At 72.3% G+C, this 16882-nt stretch carries 15 protein-coding genes; 8 read left to right on the top strand and 7 right to left on the bottom strand.

All coding sequences use genetic code 11. The annotated features are described in order from the left end of the window. The first annotated feature begins 136 nt into the window (after positions 1-136). From AB0M03_RS35320 to AB0M03_RS35335, 4 genes are all read left to right on the top strand, one after another. Complete coding sequence (locus AB0M03_RS35320) at positions 137-1189, top strand: LacI family DNA-binding transcriptional regulator (RefSeq protein ID WP_363499612.1); 1053 nt, start codon at positions 137-139, stop codon at positions 1187-1189. A gap of 89 nt (positions 1190-1278) precedes the next feature. Beyond that, positions 1279-2439, top strand: a complete 1161-nt coding sequence (locus tag AB0M03_RS35325) for a trypsin-like peptidase domain-containing protein (protein ID WP_363499614.1) — start codon at positions 1279-1281, stop codon at positions 2437-2439. Between the two features lie 92 nt (positions 2440-2531). Continuing rightward, positions 2532-3308, top strand: coding sequence for a response regulator transcription factor (locus AB0M03_RS35330; protein WP_363499616.1), 777 nt, complete (start codon positions 2532-2534; stop codon positions 3306-3308). Then, a complete protein-coding gene (locus AB0M03_RS35335; RefSeq protein ID WP_363499618.1) occupies positions 3305-4816 on the top strand; it encodes a HAMP domain-containing sensor histidine kinase in 1512 nt (503 codons plus the stop codon). The genes AB0M03_RS35330 and AB0M03_RS35335 overlap by 4 nt, the downstream gene beginning before the upstream one ends. Before the next feature lie 69 nt (positions 4817-4885). Here AB0M03_RS35335 and AB0M03_RS35340 read toward each other — a convergent pair whose 3' ends face one another. The 6 genes from AB0M03_RS35340 to AB0M03_RS35365 form a co-directional block, all read right to left on the bottom strand. After that, positions 4886-6691, bottom strand: a complete 1806-nt coding sequence (locus AB0M03_RS35340) for a bifunctional metallophosphatase/5'-nucleotidase (RefSeq protein ID WP_363499620.1) — start codon at positions 6689-6691, stop codon at positions 4886-4888. Between the two features lie 242 nt (positions 6692-6933). Further along, positions 6934-8244 carry an ATP-binding protein gene (locus AB0M03_RS35345; protein ID WP_363499656.1) on the bottom strand — a complete coding sequence of 437 codons (1311 nt, stop codon included), beginning with the start codon at positions 8242-8244 and terminating at the stop codon, positions 6934-6936. A 48-nt stretch (positions 8245-8292) separates the two neighbouring features. Continuing rightward, on the bottom strand, positions 8293-9867 hold the full coding sequence (locus AB0M03_RS35350; RefSeq protein WP_363499622.1) for an SCO6880 family protein: 1575 nt from the start codon (positions 9865-9867) through the stop codon (positions 8293-8295). Between the two features lie 3 nt (positions 9868-9870). After that, positions 9871-11112, bottom strand: a complete 1242-nt coding sequence (locus AB0M03_RS35355; RefSeq protein WP_363499623.1) for a hypothetical protein — start codon at positions 11110-11112, stop codon at positions 9871-9873. Between the two features lie 7 nt (positions 11113-11119). Beyond that, positions 11120-11932 carry a hypothetical protein gene (locus AB0M03_RS35360; protein ID WP_363499625.1) on the bottom strand — a complete coding sequence of 271 codons (813 nt, stop codon included), beginning with the start codon at positions 11930-11932 and terminating at the stop codon, positions 11120-11122. Positions 11933-12044: 112 nt separating this feature from the next. Beyond that, entirely contained in the window at positions 12045-12395 is a 351-nt protein-coding gene (locus AB0M03_RS35365) for a hypothetical protein (protein WP_363499627.1), read from the bottom strand. A gap of 249 nt (positions 12396-12644) precedes the next feature. Here AB0M03_RS35365 and AB0M03_RS35370 point away from each other — a divergent pair, with 249 nt between their 5' ends. The 4 genes from AB0M03_RS35370 (at position 12645) to AB0M03_RS35385 (ending at position 16136) form a co-directional block, all read left to right on the top strand. Further along, positions 12645-13694 carry a bifunctional lytic transglycosylase/C40 family peptidase gene (locus tag AB0M03_RS35370; protein ID WP_363499629.1) on the top strand — a complete coding sequence of 350 codons (1050 nt, stop codon included), beginning with the start codon at positions 12645-12647 and terminating at the stop codon, positions 13692-13694. Positions 13695-13848: 154 nt separating this feature from the next. Next, positions 13849-14559 (top strand): phosphatase PAP2 family protein, encoded by a 711-nt coding sequence (locus tag AB0M03_RS35375; protein WP_363499631.1) that lies wholly within the window; start codon positions 13849-13851, stop codon positions 14557-14559. A gap of 399 nt (positions 14560-14958) precedes the next feature. Beyond that, positions 14959-15801 (top strand): hypothetical protein, encoded by an 843-nt coding sequence (locus tag AB0M03_RS35380; RefSeq protein ID WP_363499633.1) that lies wholly within the window; start codon positions 14959-14961, stop codon positions 15799-15801. 134 nt (positions 15802-15935) lie between these two features. Next, entirely contained in the window at positions 15936-16136 is a 201-nt protein-coding gene (locus AB0M03_RS35385; protein ID WP_363499635.1) for a hypothetical protein, read from the top strand. Between the two features lie 114 nt (positions 16137-16250). On the opposite strand, the gene AB0M03_RS35390 is transcribed toward AB0M03_RS35385, so the two are convergent. Further along, positions 16251-16661 carry a metal-sensitive transcriptional regulator gene (locus AB0M03_RS35390; protein WP_363499637.1) on the bottom strand — a complete coding sequence of 137 codons (411 nt, stop codon included), beginning with the start codon at positions 16659-16661 and terminating at the stop codon, positions 16251-16253. Positions 16662-16882 lie beyond the last annotated feature (221 nt).

The raw sequence follows: 16882 nt of genomic DNA on the forward strand, positions 1-16882 counted from the left end.
CGGGGGGGGGGGGGGGGGGCCCCCGCGGCCCCCCCCCGCCCGGCTTGTCCGGATAGGGGCGGGTACCGGCACGACCGACCGGCCGGTACGTGAGACTCCTCCTACCGTCGACCTGCCACCCGCGTAGACTCCCTCCGTGGCCAAGGTGACGCGCGACGATGTAGCCCGACTGGCTGGGACCTCGACCGCGGTCGTCAGCTACGTGATCAACAACGGACCCCGCCCGGTCGCCCCGGCGACCCGCGAGAAGGTCCTCGCGGCGATCGAGCAGCTCGGCTACCGGCCGAACAGCGTCGCCCAGGCGATGGCCTCGCGCCGCACCAACCTGATCGGCATGGTCGTCCCCGACGCCCGGCAGCCCTTCTTCGCCGAGATGGCGCACGCCGTGGAACGGGCCGCCTCCGAGCGCGGCAAGCTCGTCCTGATCGGCAACTCCGACTACGTCGACGACCGCGAGGTCCACTACGTCCGGGCCTTCCTCGGCATGCGGGTGGCCGGTCTGATCCTGGTCAGCCAGGGCCCCTCGCAGCGCGCCGCCGAGGAGTTCGCCGCGATGGAGGGCGCCAAGGTCGTGCTGCTGCACCGCCGGCCCGAGGCCATCGACGACGTCGCCGTGGTCACCGACGACGTCGGCGGCTCCGAGCTCGCCGTCCGCCACCTGCTGGAGGTGCACGGCCACCCGTACGTGGTCTGCTTCGGCGGCCCGGTCGAGTCCCCCGCGCCCGGCGACCCGGTCATCGACCACGTCGAGGGCTGGCAGCGCGCCATGTCCGCGCACGGCCTGCCGACCGAGCAGCACCTGGTCGACGCCCCCTTCCACCGGTACGGCGCCTACGAGGTCGCGCTGGAGCTGCTGCGCTCGCCCGACCGCCCGCCGGCGATCTTCTGCTCCACCGACGACCAGGCGATCGGCGTGCTGCGGGCCGCCCGCGAGGTCGGCCTGCGGGTGCCCGAGGACCTCGCCGTCGCCGGCTTCGACGACGTGCCCGAGGCCGCCCTCGCCGACCCGCCGCTGACCACCGTCGCCTCCGACCGCGACGCCATGGCCCGCGCCGCCGTCGACCTGGTGCTCGACGACTCGCTGATGGTGCCCGGATCGGACACCGAGCGGGTGCGGAAGTTCGAATCGCGCCTGGTCGTGCGGCGTTCCTGCGGCTGCTCCGGCGAGGAGCCCGCGCCCACTGCCTGACCAGGCTTTATGAGAACCTGACGGGCTTCTCGGAGCGTTCTGAGCGCGTTCTCATCAACCGTTCATGCGGCGGGCGGAACGTGGTTGCCATGAGCGACCAGTACCGCAGCAGCGACGACCCGTACCGCACCCCCGACGGCCACCTGGTGTGGCCCTCCGCCCACCCCGGGCAGCCGGCCCACCCGCCGACCGCGCACCTCGCCGACGCACAGCAGGCCACGGGGTACGGACCGGCCGACCCCGCCGCCGACGGGCAGGCCCCGCCGTACGCTGCGGCCTTCGCGGACGCCCCCGAGCCGCCCACGCCGCCCGAGGGCCCCGGTGCGGTGCCCCCGACGTCCTCCCCCGGCGCGCACGCCCGCCGCGGCTTCCTGCGCGGACGGCTCGCCCTGGCCGCGGCCGTCGCCGCCGGCGCGGCCCTGCTCGGCGGGGTCGTCGGCGGTACCGTCGCCCGGGCCGGGGACGGCGGGAGCAGCGCCTCCAGCACCCTGGTCTCCCCGGTCGCCGCGAAGGCCGACGGCACCGCCGACGTCACCGCGATCGCCGGCGCGGTCTCCCCCAGCGTCGTCCAGATCACCGTCAAGGACGGCAGCGGCACCGCCACCGGCACCGGCGTCGTCCTCACCGCGAACGGCCGGATCCTCACCAACTACCACGTGATCGCCGGCGCCGTGGACGGCGGACAGGCCACCGTCACCTTCCAGGACGGCAGGACGGCCCAGGCCACCGTCACCGGCACCGACAAGTCGCTGGACGTCGCCGTGATCACCGCCTCCGGCGTCAGCGGCCTCACCCCGGCCGTCCTCGGCGACTCCGACACCGTCCGGGTCGGCGACCCGGTCGTCGCCATCGGCAGCCCGGAGGGCCTCACCGGCACCGTCACCTCCGGCATCATCAGCGCCGAGAACCGCGAGGTCACCGTCCAGGTCGACGAGGGCTCCACCCGCGGCAACGGCGGCTTCGGCTTCCCCAGGCTGCCCGGCCTGGAAGGCCGGTCCGCCGCCTCCGGCGACTCCGCCACCTACAAGGCCCTGCAGACCGACGCCGCACTCAACCCGGGCAACTCCGGCGGCCCGCTGATCAACGCCAGCGGCCAGGTCATCGGCATCAACTCCGCGATGTACTCGGCGAGCGGCTCCAACTCCACCGCCGGCTCCAGCACCGCCGGCAGTGTCGGCCTCGGCTTCGCCATCCCGATCGACGACGTCAAGCAGGTCCTGTCGAAGATGCAGTCCGGCCAGAACCTGTAACCGCACACTCCCGCGGGAAAGCACCTCCCGCAGGACAATGGCAGCACCCCCCACGCCACCGCCCCCACGAAAGCCAGAAAGGGCCCGAGCCCATGACGCCCCCCGCCGACGACCGCATCCCCGCCGAGCCCGCGGGCAGCAGCACCGCCCGGCTCCTGGTGGTCGACGACGAGCCCGCCCTGCGGGACGCCCTGGAGAGCAGCCTCGCCTTCGAGGGCTACGAGGTCACCACCGCCACCGACGGCTTCGAGGCTCTGGAGGCGGTCGAGCGCGACAAGCCCGACCTGGTCCTGCTCGACATCATGATGCCGCGGATGGACGGCCTCACCGCGGTGCGCCGGATGCGCTCCCGCGGCGACACCGCCCCGGTGCTCATGCTCACCGCCCGGGACGCCGTCGGCGACCGCGTCACCGGCCTCGACGTCGGCGCCGACGACTACCTCGCCAAGCCCTTCGAGCTCGACGAACTCCTCGCCAGGGTCCGCGCCCTGCTCCGCCGCAGCGCCCTCGCCAGCGAGGCCGCCGCCCGCGCCGCCTCCGCCGAGGACGAGGACGAAGTGCTCGCCTTCGCCGACCTGCGGATGAACACCGCCACCCGCGAGGTCACCCGGGCCGGCCGGCCGATCGAACTCACCCGCACCGAGTTCATGCTGCTGGAGATGTTCCTCTCCCACCCGCGGCAGGTGCTGACCCGGGAGCAGATCCTCAAGGCCGTCTGGGGCTTCGACTTCGAGCCGTCCTCCAACTCGCTCGACGTCTACGTCATGTACCTGCGGCGGAAGACCGAGCAGGGCGGCATGCCCCGGCTCATCCAGACCGTGCGCGGCGTCGGCTACGCGCTGCGGCCCGCCAGCGGCGCGGCAGCGTGAAGGCGGTCGGCCGGCTCACGGGGTGGTTCCGCGGCCGGTCGCTGCGGAGCCGGCTGGCCGTACTCACCGCCGCCGCCGTCGCGGTGGCCATCGCCCTGTCCGCCCTGGCCTGCTGGTTCCTCGTCAGGGACCGGCTCTACCAGCAGGTGAAGGACAACCTCCGCGCGGCGCCGTACGACTTCCGGACCATCGCCAACGGCCAGCTCACCGGTGACACCCTCCCGAACTGCGGGACCACGCCCCAGCAGGCACTGACCAAGTCGCTCGCCACCAAAGCGCTCTTCGACGCCACCCACCCCGACCGGGGCGGGCCGGAGCGCGGCGGAGGACCGAACCGCTGGGACAACCAGCTGGTCACCGCCACCGGCGCGGTATGCCTGCCGATCGGCGCCACCAAGGCCATCGAGACCGACCCCGCCGACCGTTCGATCCTGACAGCGCCGGACAACACCGTCCGCTTCCGGGACGGCGCGTTCGTCAGCGGCAGGCCCGCCATGGTGCGGGTGTCCAAGGTCTACATCGTGCAGTCCCAGGAACCGGCGATCATGCTGACCGCGCAGGACATCACCGGCGTCCAGGACTCGCTGCGGCAGCTCGCCTACATCCTCGCCGGGGTGGCCGCGGCCGGAGTGGTCGGCGCGGGGTTCACCGGACGGATCGTGGCCCGGTCGGCGCTCAAGCCGGTCGACCGGCTGAGCGACGCGGTGGAGCACATCGCCCGCACCGAGGAGGTCGGCACCACCATCCCCGTCCACGGCAAGGACGAGATCGCCCGGCTGTCCACCTCGTTCAACTCGATGTCCACCGCGCTGCTCAACTCCCGCGAACGGCAGACCCGGCTGATCGCCGACGCCGGGCACGAACTCCGCACCCCGCTGACCTCGCTGCGCACCAACGTCGACCTGCTGATCCGCAGCGACGAGACCGGGCGCCCGCTGCCGGCGGACACCCGTACCCGGTTGCTCGGCAACATGAAGGCCCAGATGCAGGAACTGACCCTGCTGATCGGCGACCTGCTGCAGCTGTCCCGCCCCGACTCGCCGAAGCCCGGTCAGAACCTCGCCGTGGTCGCCCTGCACGAGATCGCCGGGCGGGCGGTGGAGCGGGCCCGGCTGCGCGGGCCCGGCCTGGTCTTCAACCTCGCCGTCCACCCCTGGTACGTGCACGGGGACGCGGCGGCGCTGGAGCGGGCGGTGATCAACCTGCTGGACAACGCGGTGAAGTACAGCCCGCCCGGCGGCGCCGTGGACGTGTCGTTGATCGACGGCCGGCTGACCGTCCGCGACCACGGCCCGGGCATCCCGCAGGACGAGCTGCAGTACGTCTTCGACCGGTTCTGGCGCTCGCCGTCCTCGCGGCAGCTGCCCGGCTCCGGGCTGGGGCTGTCGATCGTGGCGCAGACCGTCCGGGACACCGGCGGCGAGGTGGCCCTCGGCCCCGCGGCGGACGGCGGCCCGGGAGCGCTGGCGAGCGTCGTCCTGCCCGGGCAGCCCGACCGCCCGGAGTGACCGGGGAACGGCGGAGGGCGGGACACCCCCTCAGGTGCCCCGCCCTCCGCGGCTCGTGCCGGCGGTGCGTCAGTCCTTGTCGGTGCCGGGGCCGACCAGGGTGATCCGGTCGCGGGCCGGGACGGCCAGCGGCGCGGAGGCCGAGCTGTTGGCGGCCAGGTAGGCGTTGAACAGCTCCAGGTCGGCCGGGCCGACCAGGGTGTTGGTGCCCGCGGCGAAGGCCGGGAAGCCGTCGCCGCCGCCCGCCAGGAACTCGTTGGCGGCGACCCGGTAGGAGGCGGCCGGGTCGATCGCGGTGCCGTTGAGCTTGACCGAGGAGACGACCACGCGGGCGGCGCCGGTCTTGGTCATGTCCAGGGTGTAGGTGAAGCCCTTGGAGACCTGCAGGATCTTCGGCGCAGCGTCGTTCGGGCCGCTGACCTGCTGCTGGAGCAGCTGGACGATCTGGGCACCGGTGAGCGTCTTGACCTGCATCATGTTGGTGAACGGCTGGACGGTGAACGCCTCGCCGTAGGTCACCACGCCGTCGCCCTCGGCCGCGGAGGCCTTGTAGACCAGGTCCGAGCGGATGCCGCCCGGGTTCATGAAGGCAATCTGGGCGCCGCCCTTGTCGGCGGGAGCCATGCCGGCCAGCTGGGCGTCGGCGATGACGTCGCCGAGCGGCTTCTCGAGGTCGGCGGAGCCGCGGCCGTTGATGTCGGCCGAGATGTAGCCGATCGGGCGGTTGGCGATCGGGGCGGCCAGCTTGTTGTAGCCGTCGATCAGCTTGGTCATGTCCGGCGCCTTGGCGACGGTGCGGCGCACCACGTGGTTGGCGGCGGTGACCGACGGGCGGACGATCGCACCCGAGCGCTTGTCGATCTGCAGGTTGATCTCGGTGTACAGGCGGCCGAAGGAGGCGGCGCTGGTGACCGAGCGCGGCACGCCGTTCTTGTCCGGGATGGCGCAGGAGTACGCGTTGTGGGTGTGGCCGGTGACGATCGCGCCGACCGCGGGGTCGAGGTTCTTCGCGATGTCGACGATCGGGCCCGAGACGCCGGAGCCGCCCGCACCGCAGTCGTAGTTGTACGTGGTCGACGCCGGGAAGCCGCCCTCGTGGATCAGCGCGACGATCGCGTTGACGCCCTTGCGCTTCAGCTGGGCCGCGTACTTGTTGATGGTCTCGACCTCGTCGCCGAACTTGAGGCCCTTGACGCCCGCGGCGGTGACGATGTTCGGCGTGCCCTCCAGGGTGACGCCGATGAAGCCGACCTTCTCGCCGTGCACGTTGGCGATCCAGTACGGGTCGAGGATCGGGCGGCCGGTCTTCTCGTTGGTGACGTTGGCGGCCAGGAACTCGAACTCGGCGCCCTTGAACTTGCGGCCCTTGGTGTAGCAGCCGTCGGTCGGGTGGCAGCCGCCGTTCTGCAGGCGCAGCAGTTCCTTGGCGCCCTCGTCGAACTCGTGGTTGCCGACGCTGGTGACGTCCAGGCCGAGCTTGTTCATCGCCTCGACGGTCGGCTCGTCGTGGAACAGGCCCGAGAGGAGCGGGCTGGCGCCGACGATGTCGCCGGCGGCGACGGTGAGGGTGTTGCGGTGGCCCTTGCGGGCCTCGCGCAGGGCGGTGGCCAGGTACTCGACGCCACCGGCCGGGGTGGAGACGACCTGCCCGGTCGCCGGGTCGACCTCCTTGATGGTGCCGGAGGAGCCCGCCGGGGGCTCCAGGTTGCCGTGGAAGTCGTTGATGGCGAGGAGCTGGAGGTCCTCGACCTTCGGCTTGTGGTGGCCGTGCGCCTCGGCGACGCTCGGCACGAGCAGCGTGCCGACGAGGCCGGCGGCCGCCGCGGCGGCGAGCGCCGTCCGGCGGTATCTGCCGGTCCGACCGGATGTGGACATGAGGGTACCCCCGCACCGTCTGGGGCCCGGCGACGCCGGGGCCATTGTGCATGACCAGTGAAGCCTAGAGTCAACGCGCGTAGCTGTCAGGTCCTCTGACGTAACGGGAGGGTTTCCGACTGCTGACGGGATGTTGATCGGGGGTAATCGGGTGCCCTGTCGCCCGCGTGGAGAACGGACCCCGCACCCGACCCGCGGGCGTGACGCCCGGCGGCCGGGGTGCGGAGGCCCCGGCCGCCGGGTCAGATCAGCGGCTCGGCGGCCAGTTGCTGTTCGGCGCGCTGGCGCTCGGCGACGGCGTCCTCGGTCATGGCGCGGTCGGTGTAGACGAGCGGCCGCTCGGCCTCGGTGATGATGTGCTTCACCACCTGGACATTGCCGTTGACGTCCCAGACGGCGATGCCGGGGGAGAGGGTCGGGATGATCTCCACCGCCCATCTGGGCAGGCCGAGCACCCGGCCGGTGGCTCTCGCCTCCTCGGCCTTCTGCATGTAGACGGTGCGGGTGGAGGCCATCTTCAGGATCGCCGAGGCCTCCTTGGCGGCCGCACCGTCCACCACGTCGGAGAGGTGGTGGACGACCGCCACGAAGGACAGGCCGAGCCGGCGGCCGAACTTCAGCAGCCGCTGGAAGAGCTGCGCCACGAAGGGGCTGTTGATGATGTGCCAGGCCTCTTCCACCAGGAAGATCCGCTTCACCCGGTCCGGCCGCAGCCAGGTGTGCTCCAGCCACACGCCGACGATCGCCATCAGGATCGGCATCGCGATGGAGTTCCGGTCGATGTGCGACAGGTCGAAGACGATCAGCGGCGCGTCCAGGTCGATGCCGGCCGTGGTCGGTCCGTCGAACATGCCGCGCAGGTCGCCGTCGACCAGCCGGTCCAGCACAAGGGCGACGTCCAGGCCCCAGGACTGCACGTCGCCGACGCCGACCCCGAGCGACTCCACCGAGGACAGGTCGGGGTTGCGCAGGGTGGTGATGATGTCGTCCAGCACGGGCTGGCGGTCCTTCACCGTGGCGTGCACATGGGCGTGCGCGGCCTTCAGCGCGAAGCCGGCCCGCTCCTCCAGCGCCCGCCCCATCGCCACCTCGATGATGGTGCGCAGCAGCGACAGCTGGCCGGTGGTGGTGATCGACGGGTCGAGCGGGTTGAGCTTCACGCCACCGTCGCGGGCCGCCATCGGGTCGAGCCGGATCGACTTTATGCCCAGCGCGTTGGCGATCAGGTTCCACTCGCCGACACCGTCCTCGCCCTGCGCGTCCAGCACCACGACCTGCCGGTCGCGGAAGCGCAGCTGGCGCAGCACGTACGTCTTCTCCAGCGCCGACTTGCCGTTGCCGGACTCGCCGAGCACCAGCCAGTGCGGGGCCGGCAGCTGCTGGCCGTACAGCTGGAACGGGTCGTAGACGTAGCCCTTGCCGCTGTACACCTCGCGGCCGATGATCACGCCCGAGTCGCCCAGGCCGGGCGCCGCCGTCGGCAGGTAGACCGCCTGGGCCTGGCCGGTGGAGGTGCGCACGGGCAGGCGGGTGGTCTCCACCTTGCCGAACATCAGGCTGGTGAAGGCGTCGGTGAGGTTGCCGAGCACGGTGTCCCCTCCTCAGCGACGGATGCCGGTCGCGAACGGCAGCGTGTTGACGAACGCCCGGTGGTGCTCGCGGTCGCACCACTCCAGCTTGAGGTAGCTCTTGCCGGCCGAGGCGCGGATGGTCCGCTTGTCCCGGGCCAGCGCCTCGGGGCTGCGGGCCGAGACCGTGATGTACCCGACCAGGTTGACGCCGGCCGCGCCGGAGGCGAGGTCGTCGCCGCGCTGGTCGACGCGGCCGGTGTGGGCCAGGTCGCGCGGGTCGACGGTGCGGTTCATCTTGGCGGCGCGGTTGGCCTCCGCCTCGTCGTTGGTCTTCTCGGTGAGCATCCGCTCGATGGCGACGTCGGTCGGCTCCAGGTCCATGGTGACGGCCACCGTGCGGATCACGTCCGGGGTGTGCACCAGCAGCGGCGCCAGGAAGTTCACGCCCACCGGGGTCAGCGGCCACTCCTTGACCCAGGCCGTGGCGTGGCACCAGGGCTCGCGGGTCGCCGACTCCCGGGTCTTCGCCTCCAGGTACTGTGGGTGCGTGGCGTCCAGCTCGGCCGGCCAGGCGTTGCGCCGGCTCATCGCCTGGATGTGGTCGATCGGGTGGTCCGGGTCGTACATCGAGTGCACCAGCGAGGCCAGCCGGGCCTGGCCCAGCGGCTGGCGGACCCGGATGTCCGCCTCGGCCAGCCGGGCGCAGATGTCGGTCAGCTCACGGGCCATCACCGTCGCCAGGCCCTCGTCGTCGCGCTGCCGCCGCCCGTCGGCGGTGCGGCCCATCGCGTGCGCCTCGGCCGCCAGGTCGCGGGTGTAGTGCATGCAGGCGACCAGGTACGCCCGGTGCTGCTCCGAGGAGGTCGACACCATCGACTGCAGCTGGTCGTACGACTCCTGGAGCCAGCGCGGCGCCCCGTGGTCGCCGCGGCGCTCCACGTCCTTGGCGTGCGCGTCCGGGTCCGCGGGCAGCGTCCGGGCCAGCATCTGCAGCCGGGTCACGAAGCCGTCACCGTTGGCCACGTGCTTGAGCAGCGTGCCGAACCGGTCGACCAGCGCCTCCTGGTCCTCCGAGTCGCGCAGGCCGACGCCCGGGCCCTCGATCTCGATCGCGGCGGTGACGGTGCGGCGCTCCAGGTGCATCAGCACCCCCACCTCGTCCGGCCCGAACGGCGCGGAGAGCCAGCGCAGCCGGCCGACGCCGGGCGGCGGGCCGACCTCCACCTCGCGGCCGTCCAACCGGGTGCCGGCGTCGATCACGTCGGACTTCCAGACCGCCCGGCCGCTGCGCACGGTGCGCCGGTAGGTGCGGTTGATCTCCACCCACTTGTAGAAGGTGCGGCGGCGGTACGGCACGTAGACGGCCATGATCGCCAGCAGCGGGAGGCCCACCAGGCCGGCGATCCGCAGCGGCAGGATCGGCATCAGCAGACCCCACATCATGCCGAGGAAGGCGCCGAAGATGATCAGCACGATCTCGCCGGACTCCCGGTTGCGCCCGATCGGCGCGTTCGGCCGGGACTTGCCGATCAGATAGGTGCGGCGCTGGTGCACGTACGGCTGGGCGTACTGGGCGCCGAACTGGCCGAGCGGTTCGCTGCTCACCCGTCACCCTCCCTTCGTGGGGTTGCTGGCCGGAGCCGGGGGCTGGGCGGACGGCCCGGGGGTGCGGCCGGCGTGCGCGGCGATGCCGGGCGCCACCGAACCGCCGCCCGAACCGGACGAGGCGTTGGCGGTCTGCGGGCCGCCGCGCGAACCGTGCGCGGAGATGCCCTGCTTCACCAGGTTCGCCGGGCCGTTGATCATGGCCGAGCCGGCCGACACCGCGCTGGCCCGGGCCCGGCGCATCTGCTGCAGCTCGTCGCCGAAGCCCGGCACGAAGCGGTAGACGGCGGCACTGGCGAAGATCGACAGGAAGAGGATGGCCAGGCCGGACAGCACCCGGGCGAAGTCGTCGTTCGCCCCGGCCCCGGTGGCGACCGCGCCGGCCAGGCCCAGGATGATCACGATGATCGGCTTGGCCAGGTCCACCGCCAGCATCAGGCCGGCCCAGCGGCGGACGTGCTTCCACAGCTGCTTGTCGACCAGCCCGGCGTAGACGGCCGTGCCGAGCAGGGCACCCACGTAGAGCATCGCCGCCCGGATCAGCAGCTCGATCCAGAGCACCGCCGCGGCGAGCACCGCCACCAGCGACACGATGATCAGGATCAGCGGGCCGCCGCCGAGGGTGCCCTTCTCCAGGGTGTCCGCGAAGCCGCCCAGGTAGGTGCCGGTGTCCGACTTGGTGCCGGCCGAGATCGCCGCCGTCAGGCCGTCCGTGGCGGAGACCACCGTGTAGAGGATCAGCGGGGTGAACGCCGAGGCCACCACCGTCAGCCAGAGGAAGCCGATCGCCTCCGAGATCGCCTGGCCCAGCGGGGCCCCGCGGACCGCCCGCTTGGTCACCGCCAGCAGCCACAGCACCAGCGTGATGACGGTCGAACCGGCGAAGACCACCGCGTACTGCTGCAGGAAGGCGGCGTTGGTGAAGTCCACCTGCGTGGTGCCGTCGATCGCCCCGGACAGCTTGCGCACCACCCAGGCGGCCGCCTGCGCGCACCCCTTGGCCAACGACCCGAGCGGGTCGGTCGCCGTTCCGACGGCTCCGGTACCGGGGATGACGGTCGCGTCCGGCGGCGGGCAGAGCTTGTTGCCGCCGAGCCAGTCGGCACCGCCCTGACCCGTACAGGCCGACGGCGACGGCGAGGGCGTCGGGTCCGCGAACACCCGCTGGGCGGTGATCAGGGCGGTCGTCTGAAGGGCCGCCAGGGCACCGCCGAGCGCACCGGCCCTGCGGACGAAGAATCGCATCGAGCCGTCACCGCGCATAGCGGAAGCCTCCGAACCTCTGGACTGCGTCAGTGATCTCCTGGGCCGTGGCGGCCTGCTGATCACCCGGGACGGGGGCAGGGCCCGCGGCCCGGTCGAAGTCGGTCACCTTCCAGTCACTGCCGTTCCAGCGCATGGTGACGGTGAGTGTGTACCAGTCCTGGGCGACGGGCCTGGTCGAGCTCTCGCCGGCGAGGCCGTGCAGCCCGGTGCACCACACCTCCACCTTCGTCGCGGTGTCGGCGTAGTTGGTCGTCCGCGTGCCGACGGGCACCGTCCGGCTGACGAAGGTGAGGCCCTTGGGGGCCTTGCCCTGGGCGTCGAGGCCGAAGCGGGCGTTGTTCTCGGTGGTGAAGGCGGCGTCGAGGCGCTGCTGGAGCCGGTCGGTGACGGTCGGGTCGGCGAGGGTGTCGACGATGCCGTGGCGGGCGGCGGTCTGGAACATCTCCGCGGAGCCCAGGGCGGTGGCGTAGTTGGCGGCGGCGGACTGCGCACCCTGGTCGGTGTGCGGGAAGCCGTTGGCGATGCCGTTGGCGGTGGTGTCGACGGGCCGGGTGCCGGTCGGGGCGGTGGCGGCGGCGCTGGGTGTGGCGTTGTCGCCGGAGCCGGTGGCGCCGGTGCCGGGGGAGGGGTCGGGTTTGCCGCGGTTGGCGATGGAGATGGCGATCACCAGCAGGGTGACCACGAGCAGGACGGTCAGCAGGGTGCGGACGGGTCTCGGCTGACGTGCGGTCTGGTGGGAGGGCTGTTCGCCGACCGGCAGCCGCGTACGGGTGTGCGGCTGGTCGTCGGACAACGGCACGGCGGCCCTCCTGGTGCGGGGAGCCCCGCGGGGCCCCGGTAGCGCGAACACGACTGCACCGGCAGAGACGCATGGCCGCCCTGCCGGTATGACTATCCGATCCGTACGATCGTCAGATCGCCATGCCGTAGACAATGGTGAACAGGGTGCCCAGCGATCCGATGATGAACACGCCGGTCAATCCTGCGATGATCAGTCCCTTGCCCTGCTCGGCGCTGAACGTGTCCCGCATCGCGGTGGCGCCGATGCGCTGCTTCGCGGCCCCCCAGACCGCGATGGCGAGGCAGGCCAGGATGGCGACCGCCATCACGACCTCGACCATCACCCGCGCCTCGGAGCCGAGGCTCGCGAACGGCCCCCAGTCCGGGGCGATGCCGCCGATGATGGTGTCGATGTTGGCCTTCTTCGGTGGGTCCTCGGCCAGGTAGCCGACCACCTTGTTGTCCACGCTGCTCAGGTTCATTCCATCTCACCGCCCGATCAGGCAAATTCAAGGCCCCGGAGCACGGCTTCGCGAAGGGGCAGGACCTATTCTTGGCCAGATCTGATGTCGACTTGGCTATATCTCGCGGATTGGTCGTGAGGCATGGGACACGTACGACAGGATGTCCACCGTACGAAGGATACCGCTCACTCTTCGTATCTGTGTTGATTGCGCTGGGCAACGGCTTCCGGGACACTCGCAACTGACGCCACGTCGGGGATGGTGCAGATGGTACTCCGCAGAGCGGGCACGGCGGCCGCCGCTGCAGCGGTGGTGACGGTCGGTTTCGTCGGCCTGGTCACGGTGGGCACGTTCGCCGCCAGCGGCACGCCCCGGTCGGGTGCCAACAACCTCGCGATCTCCTCCGGCACGGTGCCCGCCGCCTACCGTCCGCTGATCGAGAAATGGGGCACCCTCTGCCCCGAGATCTCTCCCCCGATGCTCGCGGCACAGCTGTACCAGGAGAGCGGATTCGACCCGACCGCCAAGAGCCCCGCCAAGGCGTACGGCATGGCGCAGTTCCTGGAGGGCACCTGGGCGACCTACGGGGTCGACGCCAACGGCGACGGCCGGCGCGACATCTGGGACCCTGCGGACGCCATCGCCTCGGCCGCCACCTACGACTGCGCCCTCGCCAAGGACGTCTCCAAGGTCCCCGGCGACCGCCAGGCGAACATGCTCGCCGCCTACAACGCAGGCCCGTACGCGGTCATCAAGTCGGGCGGCATCCCGTCGTACCGGGAGACCCAGGGCTACGTGAAGAACATCCAGTCGCTCGCCCGCAGCTTCACCGCCCCGGCACCGCGGGCGGCCGTCGGCCTCTCCTCGCAGGCCGCCGGGGCGATCTACTTCGCCCAGACCAAGCTCGGCACGCCGTACCTGTGGGGCGGCGAGGGCCTGCCCTCGCAGAAGGGGCGGTTCGACTGCTCGGGCCTCACCCAGGCCGCGTTCGCCAGCGTCGGCATCACCCTGCCGCGGGTCGCCAACGACCAGTGGTACGCCGGCGAGCACCCCTCCAGGGACCAGCTCCGCCCCGGCGACCTGGTCTTCTTCGCGAACGACCTCAACGACCCGCGCTCGATCCACCACGTCGGCATCTACGTCGGCGGCGGCTACATGATCGACGCCCCGCACACCGGTGCGGTGATCCGCTACGACCGCATCGACCAGCGCGACTACATCGGCGCGACCCGGGTCACCCCGGACGGGGCCGCAGCCCTCCCGGTCCGCAACGCCGACGGTACGATCAGCGGCGGCCGGGCTCCGGCAGGCAGCTGACCTGCCGCTGCGCCCGACTGTGGGCGGACGGTGGACGGTGGGTCAAGTTTCCGTAACGCGCGGTTCCCGTGGAACCGTGCGGCCTGCCCGCGACGTTGTGTCCGGTGCTGACGGAGCACCCGCAGTGCGCTGAACACAGAGAGGGAGGTGCGGCGTGTCGACGCTGCTCGCCGACACGGGCAACCCCGACCTGGGCCTGCTCCGGGCCGTCAACGGCATGGCGAAGTCCGCCCCCGACTGGCTGGACTCCGCGGTCTCCTGGATCGGCGAGTACGGCATCCTGCTCGGCCTCGCCGCCGTCTGCATCACCGCCTGGCTGCAGGCCCGCAAGCGGCCGGACGCCCCGGTGGCGGTGGCCGGCCTGCTCTGGGCGCCGCTCGCGGTGGCCATCGCGGAGGTGGCGAACCTGCCGATCTCCGCGATCGTCGACCGCCCCCGGCCGTTCGTCGACCACCCCGAGCTCGAGGTCCTGGTGGAGGGCAAGGAGGGCACCCTCTCCTTCGTCAGCGACCACTCCGCGATGTCCATGGGCATCGCCGTCGCCCTGCTGCTGGTCAACCGGCGGCTCGGGCTGGTCGCCGGCGGGCTGGCGCTGCTGCAGGGCTTCTGCCGGATGTACGTGGGCGTGCACTACCCGACCGACGTGATCGGCGGCTTCGCGCTGGCCACCGCGGTGGTGCTGCTGCTGGCGCCGCTGGCGATGGCGGTGCTCGTCCCGTTCTGCCACGCGCTGACCCGGACGGCCGCCGCACCGCTGGTGACCGCCGCCCGCCGCGGCGACCGCGGCGGTGCCGGGCGCTCCCGCCGCCGGCGCGAGCACGCCGAGGCCGAGGATCCGGCCGCCGAGTCCGACCTGGCCGCCTGAGCCCTGCCCGCCCGGCCCCGGGCACCTGATCCTCCTGCGCCCGCCCCGGTGCGGTCAGTCGTCCCCGTCGGCGCGCAGGTGGTCGTCGGCGTCCCTCCGGGCCCGGTCCCGGGAGCGCCGCCCCGGGGCGAACCAGCCGCAGCTGCAATGGGCGAAACAGAACGATCCACGTTCTTCGACCGCCACCCGGTGGACGGTGGACGGGGCCCCTCCGGGCCCCGCCGGGAGCTCACTGCGCACGTGCTTCACCGTATCGCCCGGCGGCAGGGGCGCGCGCCCGGTTCCGTACGCCGGGACGGCCGTAACCCGAACGGCATCGGCTCGTTGGGCCCTGGAGAGCTCTGCCCATCCGGGGTGGCTGCTTGCCGGGCATCGGGGCCCGAGGGGGTTGTGTCGATCGTGAAGAAGCTGAAGCACGTCCGTTCCGCCGCCGCGGCGGTGGCGCTGGCCGCCGCCCTGTCCGCCTGCTCCGGCGGCGGCGAGGGGTCGCAGAGCGGCTCTGCGGACGTGCTCTCCGCGGACCCGCTGACGGCGGTGCGCTCCGCCGCCGACATCACCGGCCGGACGGGCTCGGCGCGGACCACCACCGAGCTGACCACGGAGTCCACGGACAAGAAGGCGGTCTTCAAGGGCACCGGCGGGTACGACTACGTGAAGCGGATCGGCACCCTGGAGATCACCGTGCCGCCCGGAGCGGCCACCACCGGCACCATCCGGGAGGTCGTCCTGCCGGGCTCGGTCTACCTGCAGAACAGCGGCGCGAAGGTGCCCGCGGGCAAGTGGGTCAAGCTGGACGTCCGACAGCTCCCGGACGGCAACCTGGTCAGCAGCGGGGCGACCGACCCGGCCAGTGCCGCGGGTGCCCTGCGCGGGGCGGAGTCCGCCGAGCTGGTCGGCACCGAGACGGTCGACGGCACCGAGCTGAAGCACTACAAGGGCACCCTGGACCTCGCCAAGGCCGCCGAGGCCACCGGCGGCCGCGGCGCGGACGGCCTGCGGATGGCCGCCCAGACCTTCACCGTGAAGCAGGTGCCCTACGAGGCGTGGCTGGACGCCCAGGGCCGGCTGCGCAAGGTGGTGGAGACCTTCTCCTTCGCCGGGGTGGCCGGTTCGAAGGAGGCCAAGGACCAGGTGAAGGTGGTCTCGACCACAGCACTGGCCGATTTCGGCGGGCCGGTGGAGGCCGCCGAGCCCGCTGCCTCCGACATCTACTCGCCCAAGGCCTCGGCGCCTGCCAAGTGACGGGCCACGGCACGTAGTGCCTGTGGCCGAAGAGATGACCCGTCCGTGCCATACGGTGCGGGCCCGTACCTCCCTACCCTGGAAGGCGGGTACCGCCGCCCTGGCCGGGAGGCGGCGCTGGAGGGGTGGTGCAGGTGTCATCCTCGGACGGCCGCGCGGGCGGCCACGACAAGACCGCGCTCGACGAGATCGAGCTGGCCGGTGAGCTCATGATCGCCGCGTCGGCCAGCTCCGACGAGAAATTGGCCACCGAGCAGATCGACCGGGTGCTGCTCGACCGGGTTCCGGCAGCGCCGCTGCCGGACGGGCCTGGGGCCTCGGCCGCCGCGGACTGAACCCGTCGCACGCAGGCCGCCGACGCGAGCCGTGGCCCGGGCCTCCGACCGGGAGCCACCGGGCCGGCGCGGCCGGCCGGAGCTTCCGTACGGCCGCGGCCCGGTGACCGCCCCTCAGGTGCGCAGCAGCCGGGAGATGGCCGCGGTCGCCTCGGCGACCTTGTCGTCCAGCTCGGCGCCGCCCTGCTCCGCGGCCGCGGCCACGCAGTGCCGCAGGTGCTCCTCGAGCAGCGAGAGGGCGAACGCCTGGAGGGCCTTGGTGCCGGCGGATACCTGGGTGAGGATGTCGATGCAGTAGACGTCCTCGTCGACCATCCGCTGCAGGCCGCGGATCTGGCCCTCGATCCGGCGGAGCCGCTTGAGGTGCTCGCTCTTCTGCGCGCTGTAGCCGTGCGGCCCGTGCGGGTGCGCCGCCCCCGCCTCGGCGGTGATGTCGTCGCCCCCGGCCACGGTGTCGGGGGTGTCGGTCTCGGCCGCGGTGTCGGGGGTGGTGGTGTGCCCGGTGCGCGTCTGAATCGTGGTCATCCGGCCCGCCTCTGTCTCCTGCTCGCCGTCCCTGGACCTCCAGTGTCCAACACCCGGGGCTTCCTGCGTGTTCCGCCGTCCGGGCGGCGACCCGGATCTCCCCGTGCACGGCAGGAGCAAACGGGCCCGGGTTCGGCCAGACTGGGGAACCGGATCGACAACCCCGTTTGCACGCCCGGGACGACGAGCGCCTAGAGTCGTTCAGTCCCTACCCCGCACAT

It is taken from the genome of Kitasatospora sp. NPDC051914 (assembly GCF_040680995.1).
Classification (GTDB): domain Bacteria; phylum Actinomycetota; class Actinomycetes; order Streptomycetales; family Streptomycetaceae; genus Kitasatospora.